Origin of the sequence: Pseudomonas sp. AB6, assembly GCF_034314105.1 — a bacterium.
Lineage (GTDB): Bacteria > Pseudomonadota > Gammaproteobacteria > Pseudomonadales > Pseudomonadaceae > Aquipseudomonas.
On record NZ_JAVIWJ010000001.1, the window covers coordinates 4,356,351 to 4,372,253 of the forward strand.

The window sequence follows — 15,903 nt, forward strand, 5'->3', positions numbered from 1 at the left end:
AGCAGGAGGGATACGGTGACTCACAGCATGAGCCGGTAAAAAATCTTTAGCGAGATGGCTGGTTGTTTTTGCCTACAAGAATGCGAGAGGCCTCGTTGTAATCCGCCTGGAAAGCGTCGCTTTCAATCCATGCAACGGCAGTGTCTTCGTCTTCATCGTAGAAATTCGTTCGATACGCGATGAGCAAGCCTGTGAGGAAGTTGGTAGCGTGTTCTTCTTCTTCCTCGGAAATTACCAGTTCTAACACTGGGTACTGCAAAAACACCACGCACATCGCCAGTTGGCTAATGGACTCGGCAGCTTTCATCGCCTGAAACAGGTCATCGAAGTCGGCAGGGTCGAAACCATTGGCGAGAAGGTCCGCGAAATCGAACGTCGACAGGTCAACATCAACGTCATCGAACGGCTCGTTGACCAGAGGCGAGGCGAGCACCGGATGGAACAGACTCTGCGCCGGTTTACCCGAACGGTTCTGCTTGGCTTTGGTTTTTGCTCGCTTGGCGCGTTTCTGCTGTTTGTCTGGCGAAGCCATGGCTTAGAGTCCTGTGCAGGCTGGATGCCGCGAATGGGCGCTATTGAAACGCATACGTTTTGAATAGCCAAGCGGGTTGGGCCAAACGACGCCCAATAAAATATCGCTGAGACTTAGGATGGAGGCGGTTTGGTTTTCACACGGTTAGAGACGGAGGCTGATTCTCATGCCATAAGGAATGCTGGCCAGGGTGGTTTTGCGCGGTTAACGGGGCTACCCCAGTCGCAGTACTATTGCTGAAATGATCAGGTAATCACCATGTCCACTGATACTACGCCTACATTCTGGAGAGACGCAGAGCTGCCTTTCATAGAGGCGCGCCGAATAGAAGATGGGCGTCAGGTCCATTATGGCCGGCATTCTCATGAGTTTTTTTCTATGGGGGCGGTCACCTCTGGGCAAAGCACTTACCTGCATGAAAGGAGCCGTCAAACCATCAGTGCCGGAACGGTGGTGTTGATGAATCCGGGCGAAGTCCACGCCTGCAATCCCATTGAAGACCAGCCGTGGTCATACGTGATGTTGTACGTCGACGCGGATTGGCTAGCGGGTATCCAGCACAGTCACGACGATGGCGTCGGCATGGGTTTTCAACCGATCGCGGCCACCCACACTCAATCACCTGAGTTGTTTGCAGGCCTGATTGATTTTTACGCGCAGTTGATCGATCCGACTGTGGACGCCTTGCCCAAACACGAAGCGGCTGTTGCCTTTTTCATGTTGATGCAGCGGGCGCTAGGCAATTCGACGTTGGAACTAAAAAAAATAAATCCGAGGGTGGTACGTGCTGCCGAATATATCAATGAGCACTTTAAGGGCGCGGTTCGCCTTGAGGCGATGTGCAAGGCGGCCAATCTCTCGGAGGCTTATTTGATCCGCGCTTTTGAGCAGCAATATCACATGACACCCCACGCTTACTTGATCAACCGGCGGATTCAGCACGCGCAGACGCAGCTACGTTACGGCGCATCAATCATCGATATCGCGCATGAAGCTGGGTTTGCTGATCAGGCGCATTTTCAGCGGGTGTTCAAGAAGCATCTCGCAGCGACGCCAAGGCAGTACAAGCCTTAAAACAACAGCAGGGACATCGCACACCCCGCCAGCATGGCTGCCATGCATCGGTTGAATAAGCGGATCCGGGGCGCACTGTGCAGGTACCTACCGAGAAACGCACCGGCGTAGACCCAGCAGGCCACCGACAGGTAGCAGATTACGAAGTAAATCAGCGCAAATGACCAGATCAGTTTGGCATCTCCGCTGGCAACAAAGGCCCCCATTCCCGCGACGGCTGCAAGCCACGCTTTGGGGTTGAGCCATTGCATCGCAGCGCCGCGCATAAAGGACGGTTGACGCGTCGTACTGCCGATATCCAGTTGCCCGTCATCCGCTGCCAGCTTCCATCCCAGCCATAGCAAAAATGCGACGCCCGCCCAGCGAATCAGGTCGGTCAGAATCGGCCACTGCTTCAGAATCTCAAGCAGCCCGAAACCGGTAAACAACAGCAACACGACAAACCCCACCGTAGCTCCAAGCACATGCCTCAGGCTGGAACACAGACCGAACTGCGCCCCGGAACTCAGGGCCACAACATTTACCGGACCTGGTGAAATCGACGCTGCCAAGGCAAACGCCGCCATTGAAATCAACACGCTCATTTTGCTCTACTCGGTTTAATGAATGAGTGTTGAACGTAGTTGGGTGGGGGTGTGGAGTATTGAAAAAAACTGCCCTGTGCGGTGGGGTTGGAATTTATCGCGGAGGTGAATGACCGTCAGCTTTGCAAGGTTCAAGCAGGGCTCTGGTAATTTGCGGGGTGGGAGGTTGTTATCAATCAAAAAAATTCAAGCAGCAATCCTATGCTCATAGGCCACCGCCGCATCTTTGCCAGCCTATTTCCGATGCTGGAACTCCAAACAACAAAAAGCCCGCACTAGGCGGGCTTCTTGGTTGCTTTCAGGTGTTATCGGAACCACCTGAAAACGAAAGGTGGTGCCCAGAGACGGAATCGAACCGCCGACACGGGGATTTTCAATCCCCTGCTCTACCGACTGAGCTATCTGGGCAACGGGGCGCATTAGACTTGGTTTTCAGGGGGTCGTCAAGCGTGTTTTTGAAAATAGTCAGTTATTACCGTTGCTTACGACCCGCAGGGTTGCGAGGATTATTCCTTTGGGGCGACGTAGCCTTCTGCTTGGGCGTAGTCGGCGCCGGATAAGAACTTGTCCATTTCGACCTGGAGAAATTTTCGGTCATCTGCGTTCATCATGTTCAAGCGACGCTCGTTTATTAGCAGGGTCTGGTGTTTCTGCCAGTCGGCCCAGGCTTTTTGGGAAACGTGGTTGAAGATGTCTTCACCTTTGGCGCCAGGGTAAGGGGCGCGGTCCAGGCCGGGTAATTCTTCTTTGTACTTGCGGCACATCACGGTGCGGGTCATGACAACTCTCCTGCATTCAATACGTCGGCTGCGCGTTTCAGCAGCTTCTTCACCGGGGCAGCAAGGCCCAGGCGCGGCGGGGTGGCGAGGTTATACCAGAGCCAGTCGGCCTCGGCCACGTGGTTAGCGGACTCTTCGACCTGCACTAGCCAAGGTTCGATGGACAGCTGGAAGTGACTGAACGTATGCACCAGGCCCGGCAGTTCATGGTGATTGCCCAATGTCAGTGCGTGCTGGTTGGCCAAATGTTCCAGGTCGCTGAACTGATCCAGCTCCGGCAAACTCCACAACCCGCCCCAGAGCCCCGTTGAGGGGCGTCGGTACAGCAAAATGGCGCCATCACGGTTGGCGAGCATGGGCATCAACGTGCGCTTTTGTGGCACTGTTTTACGCGGTTTGGGAATTGGGTAACGGAGTTCTAAACCTAACAGGTGTGCTTCGCAGCCTTTTTTCAGTGGGCAGAGCAGGCAACTCGGTTTGCTGCGGGTACAGAGCGTCGCGCCCAAGTCCATCATTGCCTGGGTGTAGTTGTTGACTCGGGTGTGCGGCGTGAAGCGCTCAGCGTTCGTCCAGAGCAGTTTGGCCACCTTGGGTTCGCCGGGGTAGCCCTCTTGGGCGGTAAAACGTGCCAGCACGCGTTTGACGTTGCCGTCGAGGATTGGCGCCCGCAGGCCCATGCTCAAGCTGGCGATGGCGCCCGCTGTGGACAGGCCGATACCCGGCAGTTCAATGAGTTTGTCCACATCGCGGGGAAACTCCCCGGCATAGTCGGCGATCACAATTTTGGCGCTCTTCTGCAGATTGCGCGCCCGAGTGTAGTAACCCAGCCCAGTCCACAGGTGCAGCACTTCGTCTTCCGGCGCTTCAGCCAGGGCCTGCACGGTTGGCAGGGCGTCCATGAATCTGTCGAAGTAGTTCAAAACGGTGCTGACCTGAGTCTGCTGCAGCATGATCTCTGATACCCATACCCGGTAGGGCGTGATTCCTTGTTGCCAGGGCAGATCGTGTCGGCCGTGGCGGTCGTACCATTCCAGTACAGCCGTTGAAAACTGCTCGGCTTTCATCGTTTGAAAAGACCTTTTAACGCGTCCTTGAGCTGTGGGTTGATTTTGTCGCCAAGCTTTTCATCGATCTTCTGTTCGATTTTGTCACCGGCTAACTTCGCCGCGACTCCGGCTAATGCCTCATTGTCGACACGGCACGCCTTAGCGCCCAACTCTAGCGGGCCACGGCAGCGCAAGGGGAATTCGATATTGGCATATCGCTCGTTGACCTGGCAGGCCGGGTCTGGCATGTCGCTCTTGTCGCCTTCCACGATGATGCCAATGCGGTAATCCATGCCCAGCACGCGTAGGTCAATATCGCCGTTACCGTTCACAGTCAAACCGGGAATTTGCACCTTCAGATCGGGATTGCTGGCAACACCGTTGCGTATCACCAAGTTGCCGCCCAGTTGCTGGAAGGGCGTGTCCTTGCCGTGAGGTTCGCCGCTCAATGTTTTGCGGTTCAGCTTGGAAATCCCCAAGCAAACTTGTTGCTCGAGGTTGGCATTGACCAACACCCCATTGTTGAGCATGAAGCTGGCGGTACCGTTGAGGCCGTCAACCAAGACCTTCTCGCTATTACCTTTGCTGGTCATATCGCTGTGCGAGGTCAGCAATCCTCTGATGGGCGCGTTATCTTGGCTTCGGTAAAAACGTTCGAGCGGGATTTTATTGACCCGGGTTTGCAGCGCTACTAATGGTATGTCGGAGCGTACATCCAGGGTGCCTTTGACCTCAAAATCACCGTTGCCGACGTTACCACGCAGGCTTTCCAGCGTGATCTGACCACCGAGAGCGTGAGTTTTCAGCACGGCGTTCTGAATCGGCAATTTATCGATGGTCAGTTTGCCAAAGCTAAGGTCGGCCTGAGCGTCGAGTTTGCGCAAGCGCTCCAGCGGCAATAAGCGCTCATTGTTCCACGCAATCTGGGTTGGCTGATTAGGCAGCGGCGTCGTGCCGCCGGCGGTAGCGAATACCTGGTTTTCCGTACCCGTTACTTCGGACTTACGGGCCGCCCCCGCACTTTTGGCGGCATTGCTCCTTGCTGGACGATAACGGTCGGCGTCAAAGGTGTCGGCCTTGAGCTGAACGCGAATAGCTTGCTTGGCAAAGTCGTCAACCGCCAGACGTCCACTGAACGAGCTGTCGTCGACCTTCATGTTGAGGTCATCAACGGCAAGGCTGGTAGGGCTGCCAGTGAGGCGGCCAACCAACTCAACCTTACTCAAGCTGCCATCTGCCATGTCAGGTACGACTTGACCGACGCTTTCGAGAAAGTCTCGAAGATTGAATTGGGCGATAGAGAGCCCGCCGCTGAACTGCGGTGTCTTGTCCAGATCGCGAACATGCAGTTCGCCCAATGCGCGCAATTGGTTGGCCGAAAACTTTAGACCGTTCCAATCTGCAATGTTGGCCGCCAAGTCGACTAGCAATTGGCCCTGCGCGGCGAACGTGAGGGTTTTGCCGTCCGTTGGATCGCCAGAGGCTTCTCCGGACAAGCGCATGTCTTCGAACTGGTAGCGTCTAAGTGCGCGGTCAAATCGCAACTGCCCAACCAGTTCGGTCTTGGCGCGTATCACCGGTTGGTTTGTGCTGAAAAATGAGGTGAATTTGATCGGGATGTTAGTTCCCTCGTGCACGGCTCCAGTGCTCAACTGAATGCTCTCAGCGGTAAATTGCCGGCCATTTTTGGCGTCATTGTAATCAATGCGGGCGTTGTTGATGGTGAGGCTGTCGATATCAAGCTTGATCGGCTGTGAGGTTTTTCCAGGCGTTACAGACTCATCTTTCGCCAAGGTGGCGCTGGCGTTTTCAGGTGCGGCTGGAGGCGGGGCATTAGAGGGTGCTGGGCGGCCGATGTCTTCCCAGTTGCCATGGCCGTTTTCATCACGGTTCAGCGTCAGGTTGAGACCCTCGACGCGGACATCGCTCATCTGCACTTCGCGGCGTAAAAGCGGCAGCACGCGAACGGACAGACCAAGCATCTGCAAATCGGCAAACGGTTTGGTCGGGGTTACCAAGGTGGCAACGCTGGCGTCATGCAACTCCAGGCCTAGCCAAGGGAACAGGCTCCAGCCAATGTCGCCTTTGAGGGTCAGCTCCACATGGGCTTTGTCGCGGGCCAATTGGCGAATCTCGTCTTTGTAATCGTTGGGATCAAAAAAGTGGGTCAGGGCAAAGCCAAGAGCCACAATGATCAGCAACAACCCGAGAATAACCAGACCCAGGATTTTGCCGAACGCTTTCATAGGCGAGTCCTTGTGATGGATTCATTTAAAATTTAGCCCGCGAGTATAGCGTTCTCGATTGGAACCGTACTGCGGGTGGCTTTTATTGTGTGTTTTCCTCAGCTATAAACCGGCTGCGGATCGAGAATAAGATGAAACCTGGCCGCTAATGCCTGGGCCTCAAGATGTCCGACAGGCGCCAGCATGCGCAGTTCACAGCCTGCAAGCAGGGCCATCTTTTGTGCTTCGATCAATAAGCGTTCAGCAACCCCTCGACGTCTGGTCAATTTCCGTACGCACAGCTGAGATATCTGCCAAACAGCGCTTTTGCGTTGAACGCGAGCCGCTCCCAGCAGTCGGTCATTAAAGCGAGCCGCGAGAAAGGTTCCCTCGCTTAGCCCTGACTCTATTAGCGCCGGACCATCGCTAAAGGGCGCTAGTAGCCATTGGGGGGCATCGCGATAGATTTTTTGCAAATCCTCTTGGTCCTGATAAGTGGCTGCATGTATTGACTCGACAACGATGGGCATTACGCTTCCTCAATTTCTTGGCCTGACGTCAGGGCAGTAACGAATGACAGTTGTAACAAAAAACTGCCGTCGAAATTGCTTTCTGTGTTGTTGCTGGATGTTAACCTTCCGGCTTCTACCGATTTTCTGCGTCGTTATGTCACGTCTTCAGCGTTGCTGCCGATTAATAGCCGAGCCCTTTCTTATGGAGGGCTGCCAGGCGAAATAAGGCGTTGAGCCTTGCGTAAGTAAATCTACTTGGGGGTAATAATGAATAAAACAGCCACTCTAAGCAGCCCTGTTGCGCAGCGTGCGTTTTTGTCTAAAGAACGCATCATCGCCAAGACCGGTTTCAACCGTTGGCTAGTTCCACCTGCCGCTCTAGCGATCCACCTGTGCATCGGTATGGCGTATGGCTTTTCAGTGTTTTGGATACCATTGTCTAAGGCTGTTGGTATTACCGCTTCCGTTGCGTGTGCGCCGGACACGAGCTTTTTGACTCAGGTTTTTTCATCAAGCTGTGACTGGCCTATTTCAATGTTGGGCTGGATCTTCACGCTGTTCTTTATCTTTTTGGGCTGTTCTGCAGCTATTTGGGGCGGCTGGCTGGAAAGAGCAGGTCCACGCAAAGCTGGTGTGGTGTCGGCGGTGTGTTGGTGCGGTGGGTTGGTGATTTCTGCACTAGGCATTTACACCCACCAGATAGGGCTGATGTGGCTGGGTTCTGGAGTGATCGGCGGTATTGGTCTGGGCTTGGGTTACATCTCCCCTGTGTCGACTTTGATCAAGTGGTTTCCGGACAAGCGCGGCATGGCAACCGGTATGGCGATCATGGGTTTTGGCGGCGGCGCAATGGTTGGCGCGCCCCTGGCTGCGGCGTTGATGGGCCATTTTGCTTCGCCCACCGGCATGGGCGTTTGGCAAAGCTTTCTGGCCATGGCCGGGATCTACTTTGTTTTCATGATTGGTGGCGCCTTGTCATACAGGGTTCCACCCACTGGCTGGAAGCCCGAAGGCTGGACCGCGCCGGCCCATAAGGCCAGCAACGCGATGATCACGCACCGCCATGTCCACGTAAACGTGGCGTGGAAGACTCCGCAGTTCATGCTGGTGTGGCTGGTACTGTGCCTGAACGTGTCCGCAGGTATTGGCATTCTTGGCATGGCATCACCTCTGCTACAGGAGGTATTTGCGGGTAAATTACTCGGCAATGGGTTGACGTTCGGTCAATTGGACGCTGATCAGTTGAAACTAATCGCCGCCATTGCTGCGGGTTTCACCGGTCTGTTGAGTTTGTTCAATATCGGCGGTCGTTTCTTTTGGGCGTCCTTTTCCGACTACATTGGCCGTAAAGCGACTTACTTCGTGTTTTTCGTGCTGGGCTTGGTGCTCTACGCCTCTGTACCGACCTTGGGGCATTCCGGCAGCATCGGACTATTCGTCGCGGCGTTCTGCGTCATTCTGTCAATGTATGGCGGCGGGTTCGCGACCGTTCCAGCTTATCTGGCAGACTTGTTCGGCACACAGATGGTCGGAGCGATCCACGGTCGGCTGCTGACGGCTTGGGCTGCAGCGGGAGTATTAGGTCCGGTATTGGTCAACTACTTGCGCGAGTATCAATTGAGCATCGGCGTTGCCCGCTCCGACGCTTACGACATCACTCTATATATCCTTGCTGGACTGCTGGTTTTGGGGTTTATCTGCAACTTGCTGGTTCGCCCGGTTGCCGATAAATACTTCATGGCTGACGACGAGTTGGCTGTAGAGCAATCCTACGGTCACGATGCCGGTGCGGATCACAACACAGTATTGGAGTGGAAAGCCTCCGCTGGCAGCAAGCCATTGGTAGTCGCAGCCTGGTTAGCCGTGGGCATTCCATTGGCGTGGGGCGTTTGGATCACCTTGCTGAAAACGGCGGTGTTGTTTCACTGACACATGGTTTCTTGTGGGAGCGGATTCATCGCGCATGAGGTGTGTCAGGTACCCCTGATTTGGACATGCCGACCTCTTCACGAATGAATTCGCTCTCACAGGATGTGCGGTGTATCTGATTGCTTCATGCCAGCCTGTTCTAGGCCTATAATGCTCGCCCTTTTCGCCCAATGATTTTGCGGAGTTAGTGATGACCGAACGTAAGGCATCCGTCGAGCGCGACACTCTGGAAACCCAGATCAAAGCCTCGATTAACCTGGATGGCACCGGAAAGGCCCGATTTGATATCGGCGTTCCTTTTCTTGAACACATGCTCGATCAGATCGCCCGACACGGATTGATCGACATGGATATCGAATGCAAAGGCGACTTGGCTATCGACGACCACCACACGGTGGAAGATGTCGGTATCACGTTGGGCCAAGCGTTTAGTAAAGCGATTGGCGACAAAAAAGGCATTCGTCGTTATGGCCACGCCTATGTGCCGCTTGATGAGGCACTATCGCGTGTCGTCATCGACTTTTCTGGTCGCCCAGGCTTGCAGATGCATGTGCCCTATACCCGCGCCACCGTTGGCGGCTTCGACGTGGACTTGTTTCAAGAGTTTTTTCAGGGCTTCGTCAACCACGCCAATGTAACGTTGCACATCGACAACCTGCGTGGAGCCAATACTCACCACCAGATTGAAACCGTATTCAAGGCTTTCGGTCGTGCCCTGCGCATGGCTGTTGAGCTTGATGAGCGCATGGCCGGACAAATGCCGTCGACCAAAGGCGTGCTTTGATGCAGACCGTTGCAGTTATCGATTACGGCATGGGCAACCTGCACTCCGTCGCCAAGGCGCTGGAGCATGTTGGCGCAGGCAAGGTGTTGATCACCAGCGACGCCGCAGTGATTCGCGAAGCTGACCGTGTGGTGTTTCCCGGCGTTGGCGCCATCCGCGATTGTATGGCTGAAATCCGTCGCTTGGGCTTTGACGAACTGGTGCGCGAAGTCAGCCAGGACCGTCCGTTTCTCGGAATTTGTGTGGGTATGCAAGCGCTGCTTGAGCGCAGCGAAGAGAGCGGCGGTGTCGATTGCATCGGTGTGTTTCCCGGCCAAGTGCGCTTTTTCGGCAAGGACCTGCACGACGACGGTGAGCATCTAAAGGTGCCGCACATGGGCTGGAACGAAGTAAAACAAATCGTCGAGCATCCGTTGTGGCACAACATTCCGGACATGGCACGGTTCTATTTTGTTCACAGCTACTACATAGATGCTGCCAATCAGCGGCAGGTGGTGGGTGGCGGCCATTACGGTCTCGATTTCGCTGCGGCGTTGGCAGAAGGCTCGCGCTTTGCCGTGCAGTTCCACCCGGAGAAGAGCCATACCCATGGCCTGCAATTGTTGCAGAACTTCGCCGCATGGGACGGTCGCTGGTAATGGCCAAAAAGGCCAAACCGCCGATCCTGACCCTGACGTCTGAGCAGGAAAGTGAGGCGAACCATAAGATTAAACGGTTCATGGAGGAGCGTTTCGAACTGGACCTCGGTTCGTTCGAGGCGGCTGAGATCCTAGAGCTGTTCACCCGTGAAATTGCTCCGCATTATTACAATCGTGCGATTTTCGATGTGCAGGCGCTCCTCAAAGAGAGGTTCGACAGCATTGAAAGCGACGTGTGGGCGTTGGAGAAGAGCAGCTGAAAGCTTCAAGCTTCGAGCTGCAAGAATAGTGATATCTGTAAGCTTGTAGCTAGCCGCTTGAAGCTTGCAGCTCTTTTGACGAAGGAAAAATGCATGCTCATTATCCCTGCTATTGATCTTAAAGACGGTGCCTGTGTGCGACTGCGCCAAGGCCGTATGGAAGATTCCACGGTGTTCTCCGATGACCCCGTAAGCATGGCCGCCAAGTGGGTAGACGGCGGTTGCCGTCGTTTGCATCTGGTCGATCTGAACGGTGCGTTTGAAGGCCAGCCAGTCAACGGCGACGTGGTGACGGCGATTGCCAGACGCTACCCGCAATTGCCGATCCAGATTGGCGGTGGCATTCGCTCGCTGGAAACCATAGAGCACTACGTCAAAGCAGGTGTTAGCTACGTGATCATTGGCACCAAAGCGGTGAAAGATCCGGCATTTGTTGCCGAAGCCTGCCGTGCGTTTCCCGGCAAAATCATTGTGGGTCTAGATGCAAAAGACGGCTTCGTCGCCACCGACGGCTGGGCTGAAATCAGTACCATTCAGGTGATTGATTTGGCCAAGCGTTTCGAGGCGGACGGCGTCTCGGCCATTGTTTATACGGACATCGCCAAAGACGGCATGATGCAGGGCTGCAACGTTCCGTTCACGGCGGCACTGGCGGCGGCAACGCGGATCCCGGTGATCGCTTCAGGTGGCATTCACAACCTGGGCGACATCAAGTCGTTGCTGGACGCTCGGTCGCCAGGAATCATCGGCGCAATCACTGGCCGGGCGATTTACGAAGGGACGCTGGATGTGGCTGAGGCTCAGGCCTTTTGTGATGGTTACAAGCCGCAGTAGGACGTTGACTGCCCTGTAGGTTCAAACTGTTTTCGGAGGATAGGTCCCATGGCCCTGGCCAAACGCATCATCCCTTGCCTTGATGTCGACAACGGTCGAGTGGTCAAAGGCGTCAAATTCGAGAATATTCGCGATGCCGGTGATCCGGTGGAAATTGCCCGCCTCTATGATGAGCAAGGCGCGGACGAAATTACGTTTCTCGATATCACCGCCAGCGTTGATGGCCGCGATACCACATTGCATACCGTTGAGCGCATGGCCAGCCAGGTTTTTATCCCGCTGACCGTGGGCGGTGGTGTACGCACCGTGCAAGATATCCGCAATCTGCTTAATGCGGGCGCCGACAAGGTGTCGATCAATACCGCCGCAGTATTCAATCCCGACTTTGTTGGCGAGGCAGCTGCGCGCTTCGGTTCGCAGTGCATCGTGGTCGCCATTGACGCCAAGCGTGTTTCCTTGCCGGGCGAAACGCCGCGCTGGGAGATTTTCACCCACGGTGGGCGCAAACCGACAGGGCTGGATGCTGTGCTGTGGGCCAAGAAGATGGAAGAGTTGGGCGCTGGTGAAATTTTGCTCACCAGCATGGATCAAGACGGCATGAAAAACGGCTTCGATCTGGGGGTAACCCGAGCCATTAGCGATGCGCTGGGGATTCCAGTGATCGCTTCTGGCGGTGTGGGCAATCTTGAACATTTGGCCGCCGGTGTGTTGGAAGGCCATGCTAGTGCAGTGCTGGCGGCGAGTATTTTTCACTTCGGTGAATACACCGTTCCTGAAGCAAAGGCCTACATGGCCAGTCGCGGCATCGTAATGCGCTAAAAATTGATGGCTACTACACATCAATGCCGTCGCGCTTCACTCTAAAGCTGTCATGGACGAAGGCTTACACATGTTCAAACCTGTTCTTCTTACCGTAATAGGACTCGGCCTTTTACTGGCGAGTGCCGTTAATGCGGCAGAGATGAGTAGCAAGACATCGGTAGTGGATGCGGTATCAACAGGCACAGTCCCTACCTATTCGATAGTGTTACTGACGGAAAATTTTCCGCCTTATAACATGGCTGTGGACGGCAAAAACTTCGCCCCGGAGGGCAGGATTGTCGGCATTGCCGCCGGGGTCGGTTACAGCTCGGTATTTGTAGCGGCGAGCTGTACGCAATCAAAACTTCTGCATATCAGCGATAAACCCCGTTGTTACCGTGCTGGGCCATCGCTTGATTACCGCGCAGGCTGATCATTTGGCGCAGGTTGATCCAGACAATACCTTGTGCTTTGAGCCGCGGTAGTTCGCGTTCAAGTACGTCGAGGGTGACCGGGTAGGGGTGGCCGATAATGACCACGGAGCCTTGCTTATGTGCCAATACCATGGCGGCATTAAGCTGCGCGGTCACGGCTTCAGTGGTGCGCTCATTATCCAGAAAAATATCGCGCGACAAACTGGCCAGCCCAATGCGTTGAGCTTCGGCGGCCGCTACGGTCTTGGCACTGGTGCGGCTGTCGAGCAAGAACAGGTGGCGGCGCTGCAATTCGGCCGCTAGCCAACTCATCGCTACGGGTTCGATCGTCATCCGGCTGCCCATGTGGTTGTTAAGACCCGCCGCGTACGGCACGGCAAGTAACGCAGCATTCAGGCGTTTTTCCAGTTCGGCGAGAGGCAATTCGGGATGCCAGGCAAACGGTCCAGTCGCCGGGTCCATGGGCATGTGCAATATCACGGTCTTGCCCGCATGATGAGCTTGGCGGGCGAACTCGGTGGCGTGTGGCGTGTCTGGCATAATCGCTAGTGTGACTGGCCCGGGGAGGGCCAAGGCACGACTGTCACCGGAAGGGCTCTGACCAAGGTCGTCGATGATCAGGCTGAGGTAAACAACCGGCGGCACGTGGTCAGTCTTCATGAGCTCAACCGGAGCTGCGAAAGCAACGCCGGTCCAGCTTAGCGATAGCGATAACAGCCATTTGGGCAGCCGCACTTGCATATCAGTTACCGCGCGTTACGCTCAAGCCCTTGAGCAAGCTCAATGCCTGGCTCAGTTGGAAGTCATCGTCTTGTGGGCGTGCCTTCGCGGTTACAGCTTTGCTCATCTGAGTAGGCTTATCCGCACCGCCGTTGCCGTTACCCAAGTGACCGGTCAAATCGGCTTCCTTGTAGTTCTCGCTGTCCGCGTCGGAGGTGAACTTGCCGCGGCGTACTTCGATGTCTGGCGAGATACCCTGGGCCTGAATCGACCGGCCGTTAGGTGTGTAATACAGCGCCGTGGTGATTTTAATCGCGCGGTCATTGGCCAGAGGCAGCACGGTTTGCACCGAACCCTTGCCGAAGCTTTCGGTGCCCATCAATACGCCACGCTTCTGGTCCTGCAGTGCACCAGCAACGATTTCTGATGCTGACGCACTGCCGCCGTTGATCAATACCACTAATGGTACGCCTTCGCTGGCGTCAGCCGGGTCGGCGTAAAAGCGCAGCTCGGAGTTGGCAATGCGGCCTTTGGTGTAAACGATCAGGCCTTTGGTCAAAAAATGGTCCGCCACTTCAACCGCGGCCTGCAGCACGCCACCGGGGTTGTTCCGGAGGTCCAGTATCAAACCGCTCATTTTTTTGCCGTTGTCTTTGCGCAGCTTGGCCAATGCTTTTCCGACTTCCTCGCCTGTCTTGACCTGGAACTGGGTGATACGGATATAGCCATAGCCATTTTCCAGCATCTGAGCTTTGACGCTTTTAACCTGAATGGTCGCCCGTACCAGTGATACGTCAAACGGAGTGCCGCCGTCGCGTACCAGGGTTAGCATGATTTTTTCGCCGATTTTACCGCGCATTTTGTCGACCGCTTCCTGCATGGTCTGACCGCGAGTCGGAGCGCCGTTGATTTTGACAATCAAGTCGCCAGCTTCAACACCGGCTTTCGACGCAGGGGTGTCGTCGATGGGTGAGACCACTTTGATAAAGCCGTCTTCGATACCCACTTCGATGCCCAGGCCGCCGAATTCGCCGCTGGTGCTTTGTTGCAGCTCTTCGAAGTCTGCAGGGCCCAGATAAGCAGAGTGCGGGTCAAGATTGCTGAGCATGCCTTTGATGGCGTTTTCCAGCAGCGTCTTGTCATCGACAGGTTCGACGTAGGCGGCTTTGATCCGGTCCATTACCTCGGCGAACGTGCGCAGTTCTTCAAGTGGCAAAGGTGCTTTAGCGGTGGTAACGGTCGTGGCGGCTGGTGCAGGTGCCGCAGGTTTTACGGCTTCTGCGGCGGATGCCAGAGGAGCGCCGATAACGATCGCAATAGCCAGAGCCAGCGAAGTGAGGCGGGACAAATGCAGCATCGAACGAACTCCTAAACCTGAGGTTGGCGCCAGCTTATCCTTGAACATGGCACCATTGCGCTGGGTCACTAGGGCGACCCTGCTGACGTATAGCGAAATACAACGCCGGTGTTTCTTGACCCCCACTGTTACCTACCGTGGAAATCGCTTCACCCGCTTTAACAATATCGCCAGCGTCCTTGAGCAGACTCTGGTTATGGCCGTACAAACTTAAAAAGCCGTTGCCGTGGTCGAGAATGACCAGAAGCCCCGCTCCGCGCAACCAGTCGGCAAACACCACCCGACCGCCGTGAACGGCATGTACCTGGCTGCCGGCAGGGGCGCTGATCATCACGCCATCCCACTTGGTTCGGGCGTCATCGCCGCGCGTGTCACCGAAGCGCGCCAACAATCGACCATCAACAGGCCAAGGAAGTTTTCCCTTTGCTTGCTCAAAAGATCCACCGTAAGACGCGCCTGCGCTGGAAACCAATGCGCCAGGCGCTTTGGCCGGGTGTTTTACCGGTGCTTCTTCATCACGCTGATGCTGATTTTCCGCTTCTTGCTTCGCGATCAAGGCTTTTTGGCGAGCTTCTTCGGCCTCGCGCGCTTGTCGAGCCAAAGTTTCTTCAATGGTTTTCAGCACATTCGCCAGATCGCTTTGTTCTTGCTGGCGGATTTGTAGTTTGTCGTCGCGCGCTTTCACATCCTGATTAAGCTTTGCAAGGACCTGACGGCGTTCTTGGCGAACTTTGTCCAAGGCTTGGCGCTGATCTTCAAGGTTGCTTTTCTGTACTAGCAGCTGCGCTTGCTGCAGATCAATGTCTTTCTCAACGCCCGCCAACTGGCTAAGTGTTTCGTTGAAATTGCGCAGCTGCGCCAAGCGTGCCTGACTTAAATAGTCGTAATACGTCAGCGTCCGAGCGAATTTTTCCGGGTTCTGCTGATTCAACAGCAGTTTCAAGTATTCCTCGCGGCCGCCCTGATAAGCAGCACGGGCCTGAATTGCAATGAGCCGCTGTTGTTCAGCGCGGGAGCTTTGTAGTTTTTTTTTCTCTTGGTCGAGCCGTTGCAGCTCGACTTCAGTCTTTTTTTGTTCTTTTTGCAGGGCCTCCACCTGCTTCTCCAGCTTGCCCATCTCAGTTTCTGTGCCGCGCAGGTCTTTCTGCACGCCGGATTTCTCCTGCTGCAACTCGCCCAGGCGTTTTTTCAGCTCGGTAATATCTTTGCGGGCAGCGTCCAACTGTTGTTGGGTCTGCGCGCGCTCATCGGCGAACGCTGGATTGAGCAAGCACATGAGAACGAGGGCTATCAGGGCGCGAAGCATGGGGCGGGCGACACCAAGGAGGAGTTTGGACAGAGCCTAGTATGCCCGCCACGCGCTGCAAAAAAAACGCCCCAAGGCTACTGCTTTG

The 15,903-nt window shown here is 55.2% G+C and carries 16 protein-coding genes, 1 tRNA gene and 1 pseudogene; 8 read left to right on the top strand and 10 right to left on the bottom strand.

Annotation, left to right across the window (positions count from 1 at the left end; genetic code table 11):
* Positions 1-46: 46 nt before the first annotated feature.
* On the bottom strand, positions 47-532 hold the full coding sequence (locus RGW60_RS20495) for a hypothetical protein (protein WP_322206306.1): 486 nt from the start codon (positions 530-532) through the stop codon (positions 47-49).
* Between the two features lie 258 nt (positions 533-790).
* Here RGW60_RS20495 and RGW60_RS20500 point away from each other — a divergent pair, with 258 nt between their 5' ends.
* The gene (locus tag RGW60_RS20500; RefSeq protein ID WP_322206307.1) at positions 791-1,606 is read left to right on the top strand and encodes an AraC family transcriptional regulator; all 816 of its coding nucleotides are present in this window, start codon (positions 791-793) and stop codon (positions 1,604-1,606) included.
* Here the strand turns inward: RGW60_RS20500 and RGW60_RS20505 are convergent.
* From RGW60_RS20505 to RGW60_RS20530, 6 genes are all read right to left on the bottom strand, one after another.
* Positions 1,603-2,190 carry a LysE family translocator gene (locus tag RGW60_RS20505; protein ID WP_322206308.1) on the bottom strand — a complete coding sequence of 196 codons (588 nt, stop codon included), beginning with the start codon at positions 2,188-2,190 and terminating at the stop codon, positions 1,603-1,605. The genes RGW60_RS20500 and RGW60_RS20505 overlap by 4 nt on opposite strands.
* A gap of 332 nt (positions 2,191-2,522) precedes the next feature.
* Positions 2,523-2,598 (bottom strand) — tRNA-Phe (locus tag RGW60_RS20510).
* Between the two features lie 98 nt (positions 2,599-2,696).
* Positions 2,697-2,969 (bottom strand): oxidative damage protection protein, encoded by a 273-nt coding sequence (locus RGW60_RS20515; protein ID WP_322206309.1) that lies wholly within the window; start codon positions 2,967-2,969, stop codon positions 2,697-2,699.
* Complete coding sequence (gene mutY / locus RGW60_RS20520; protein ID WP_322206310.1) at positions 2,966-4,033, bottom strand: A/G-specific adenine glycosylase; 1,068 nt, start codon at positions 4,031-4,033, stop codon at positions 2,966-2,968. The genes RGW60_RS20515 and mutY overlap by 4 nt, the downstream gene beginning before the upstream one ends.
* Entirely contained in the window at positions 4,030-6,261 is a 2,232-nt protein-coding gene (locus RGW60_RS20525) for an AsmA family protein (RefSeq protein WP_322206311.1), read from the bottom strand. Before RGW60_RS20525 ends, mutY begins: the two co-directional genes overlap by 4 nt.
* Before the next feature lie 98 nt (positions 6,262-6,359).
* A complete protein-coding gene (locus tag RGW60_RS20530) occupies positions 6,360-6,770 on the bottom strand; it encodes an acetyl-CoA sensor PanZ family protein (protein ID WP_322206312.1) in 411 nt (136 codons plus the stop codon).
* A 249-nt stretch (positions 6,771-7,019) separates the two neighbouring features.
* On the opposite strand from RGW60_RS20530, the gene RGW60_RS20535 reads away from it, so the two are divergent.
* From RGW60_RS20535 to RGW60_RS20565, 7 genes and pseudogenes are all read left to right on the top strand, one after another.
* Positions 7,020-8,681, top strand: coding sequence for an OFA family MFS transporter (locus RGW60_RS20535; protein WP_322206313.1), 1,662 nt, complete (start codon positions 7,020-7,022; stop codon positions 8,679-8,681).
* 190 nt (positions 8,682-8,871) lie between these two features.
* On the top strand, positions 8,872-9,465 hold the full coding sequence (hisB, locus tag RGW60_RS20540; RefSeq protein ID WP_322206314.1) for an imidazoleglycerol-phosphate dehydratase HisB: 594 nt from the start codon (positions 8,872-8,874) through the stop codon (positions 9,463-9,465).
* Complete coding sequence (hisH, locus tag RGW60_RS20545) at positions 9,465-10,103, top strand: imidazole glycerol phosphate synthase subunit HisH (protein WP_322206315.1); 639 nt, start codon at positions 9,465-9,467, stop codon at positions 10,101-10,103. The genes hisB and hisH overlap by 1 nt, the downstream gene beginning before the upstream one ends.
* Positions 10,103-10,363 (top strand): DUF2164 domain-containing protein, encoded by a 261-nt coding sequence (locus tag RGW60_RS20550; protein WP_322206316.1) that lies wholly within the window; start codon positions 10,103-10,105, stop codon positions 10,361-10,363. Before hisH ends, RGW60_RS20550 begins: the two co-directional genes overlap by 1 nt.
* A gap of 93 nt (positions 10,364-10,456) precedes the next feature.
* Positions 10,457-11,197 carry a 1-(5-phosphoribosyl)-5-[(5-phosphoribosylamino)methylideneamino]imidazole-4-carboxamide isomerase gene (hisA, locus tag RGW60_RS20555; RefSeq protein ID WP_322206317.1) on the top strand — a complete coding sequence of 247 codons (741 nt, stop codon included), beginning with the start codon at positions 10,457-10,459 and terminating at the stop codon, positions 11,195-11,197.
* A 48-nt stretch (positions 11,198-11,245) separates the two neighbouring features.
* On the top strand, positions 11,246-12,016 hold the full coding sequence (gene hisF / locus RGW60_RS20560; RefSeq protein WP_322167142.1) for an imidazole glycerol phosphate synthase subunit HisF: 771 nt from the start codon (positions 11,246-11,248) through the stop codon (positions 12,014-12,016).
* Between the two features lie 70 nt (positions 12,017-12,086).
* Positions 12,087-12,317, top strand: a pseudogene (locus RGW60_RS20565) (hypothetical protein); the annotation flags it as partial.
* 55 nt (positions 12,318-12,372) lie between these two features.
* Here RGW60_RS20565 and RGW60_RS20570 read toward each other — a convergent pair.
* From RGW60_RS20570 to RGW60_RS20580, 3 genes are read right to left on the bottom strand one after another with little or no spacing between them, the layout of a single operon-like run.
* Complete coding sequence (locus RGW60_RS20570; RefSeq protein WP_407074100.1) at positions 12,373-13,173, bottom strand: divergent polysaccharide deacetylase family protein; 801 nt, start codon at positions 13,171-13,173, stop codon at positions 12,373-12,375.
* A gap of 1 nt (position 13,174) precedes the next feature.
* Positions 13,175-14,509: a S41 family peptidase gene (locus tag RGW60_RS20575; RefSeq protein ID WP_322206318.1), complete on the bottom strand. Its 1,335-nt coding sequence runs from the start codon at positions 14,507-14,509 to the stop codon at positions 13,175-13,177.
* Positions 14,510-14,543: 34 nt separating this feature from the next.
* Positions 14,544-15,815, bottom strand: a complete 1,272-nt coding sequence (locus tag RGW60_RS20580; protein WP_322206319.1) for a murein hydrolase activator EnvC — start codon at positions 15,813-15,815, stop codon at positions 14,544-14,546.
* Positions 15,816-15,903 lie beyond the last annotated feature (88 nt).

Bases quoted from the DNA above. Each gene is read 5' to 3' on its own strand.
- hisA (WP_322206317.1), top strand. From the start codon at position 10,457: ATGCTCATTATCCCTGCTATTGATCTTAAAGACGGTGCCTGTGTGCGA.
- RGW60_RS20575 (WP_322206318.1), bottom strand. From the start codon at position 14,509: ATGCTGCATTTGTCCCGCCTCACTTCGCTGGCTCTGGCTATTGCGATC.
- RGW60_RS20515 (WP_322206309.1), bottom strand. From the start codon at position 2,969: ATGACCCGCACCGTGATGTGCCGCAAGTACAAAGAAGAATTACCCGGC.
- RGW60_RS20500 (WP_322206307.1), top strand. From the start codon at position 791: ATGTCCACTGATACTACGCCTACATTCTGGAGAGACGCAGAGCTGCCT.
- RGW60_RS20530 (WP_322206312.1), bottom strand. From the start codon at position 6,770: ATGCCCATCGTTGTCGAGTCAATACATGCAGCCACTTATCAGGACCAA.
- RGW60_RS20495 (WP_322206306.1), bottom strand. From the start codon at position 532: ATGGCTTCGCCAGACAAACAGCAGAAACGCGCCAAGCGAGCAAAAACC.
- RGW60_RS20570 (WP_407074100.1), bottom strand. From the start codon at position 13,173: ATGCAAGTGCGGCTGCCCAAATGGCTGTTATCGCTATCGCTAAGCTGG.
- mutY (WP_322206310.1), bottom strand. From the start codon at position 4,033: ATGAAAGCCGAGCAGTTTTCAACGGCTGTACTGGAATGGTACGACCGC.
- RGW60_RS20505 (WP_322206308.1), bottom strand. From the start codon at position 2,190: ATGAGCGTGTTGATTTCAATGGCGGCGTTTGCCTTGGCAGCGTCGATT.
- RGW60_RS20580 (WP_322206319.1), bottom strand. From the start codon at position 15,815: ATGCTTCGCGCCCTGATAGCCCTCGTTCTCATGTGCTTGCTCAATCCA.
- RGW60_RS20535 (WP_322206313.1), top strand. From the start codon at position 7,020: ATGAATAAAACAGCCACTCTAAGCAGCCCTGTTGCGCAGCGTGCGTTT.
- hisF (WP_322167142.1), top strand. From the start codon at position 11,246: ATGGCCCTGGCCAAACGCATCATCCCTTGCCTTGATGTCGACAACGGT.
- RGW60_RS20525 (WP_322206311.1), bottom strand. From the start codon at position 6,261: ATGAAAGCGTTCGGCAAAATCCTGGGTCTGGTTATTCTCGGGTTGTTG.
- RGW60_RS20550 (WP_322206316.1), top strand. From the start codon at position 10,103: ATGGCCAAAAAGGCCAAACCGCCGATCCTGACCCTGACGTCTGAGCAG.
- hisH (WP_322206315.1), top strand. From the start codon at position 9,465: ATGCAGACCGTTGCAGTTATCGATTACGGCATGGGCAACCTGCACTCC.
- hisB (WP_322206314.1), top strand. From the start codon at position 8,872: ATGACCGAACGTAAGGCATCCGTCGAGCGCGACACTCTGGAAACCCAG.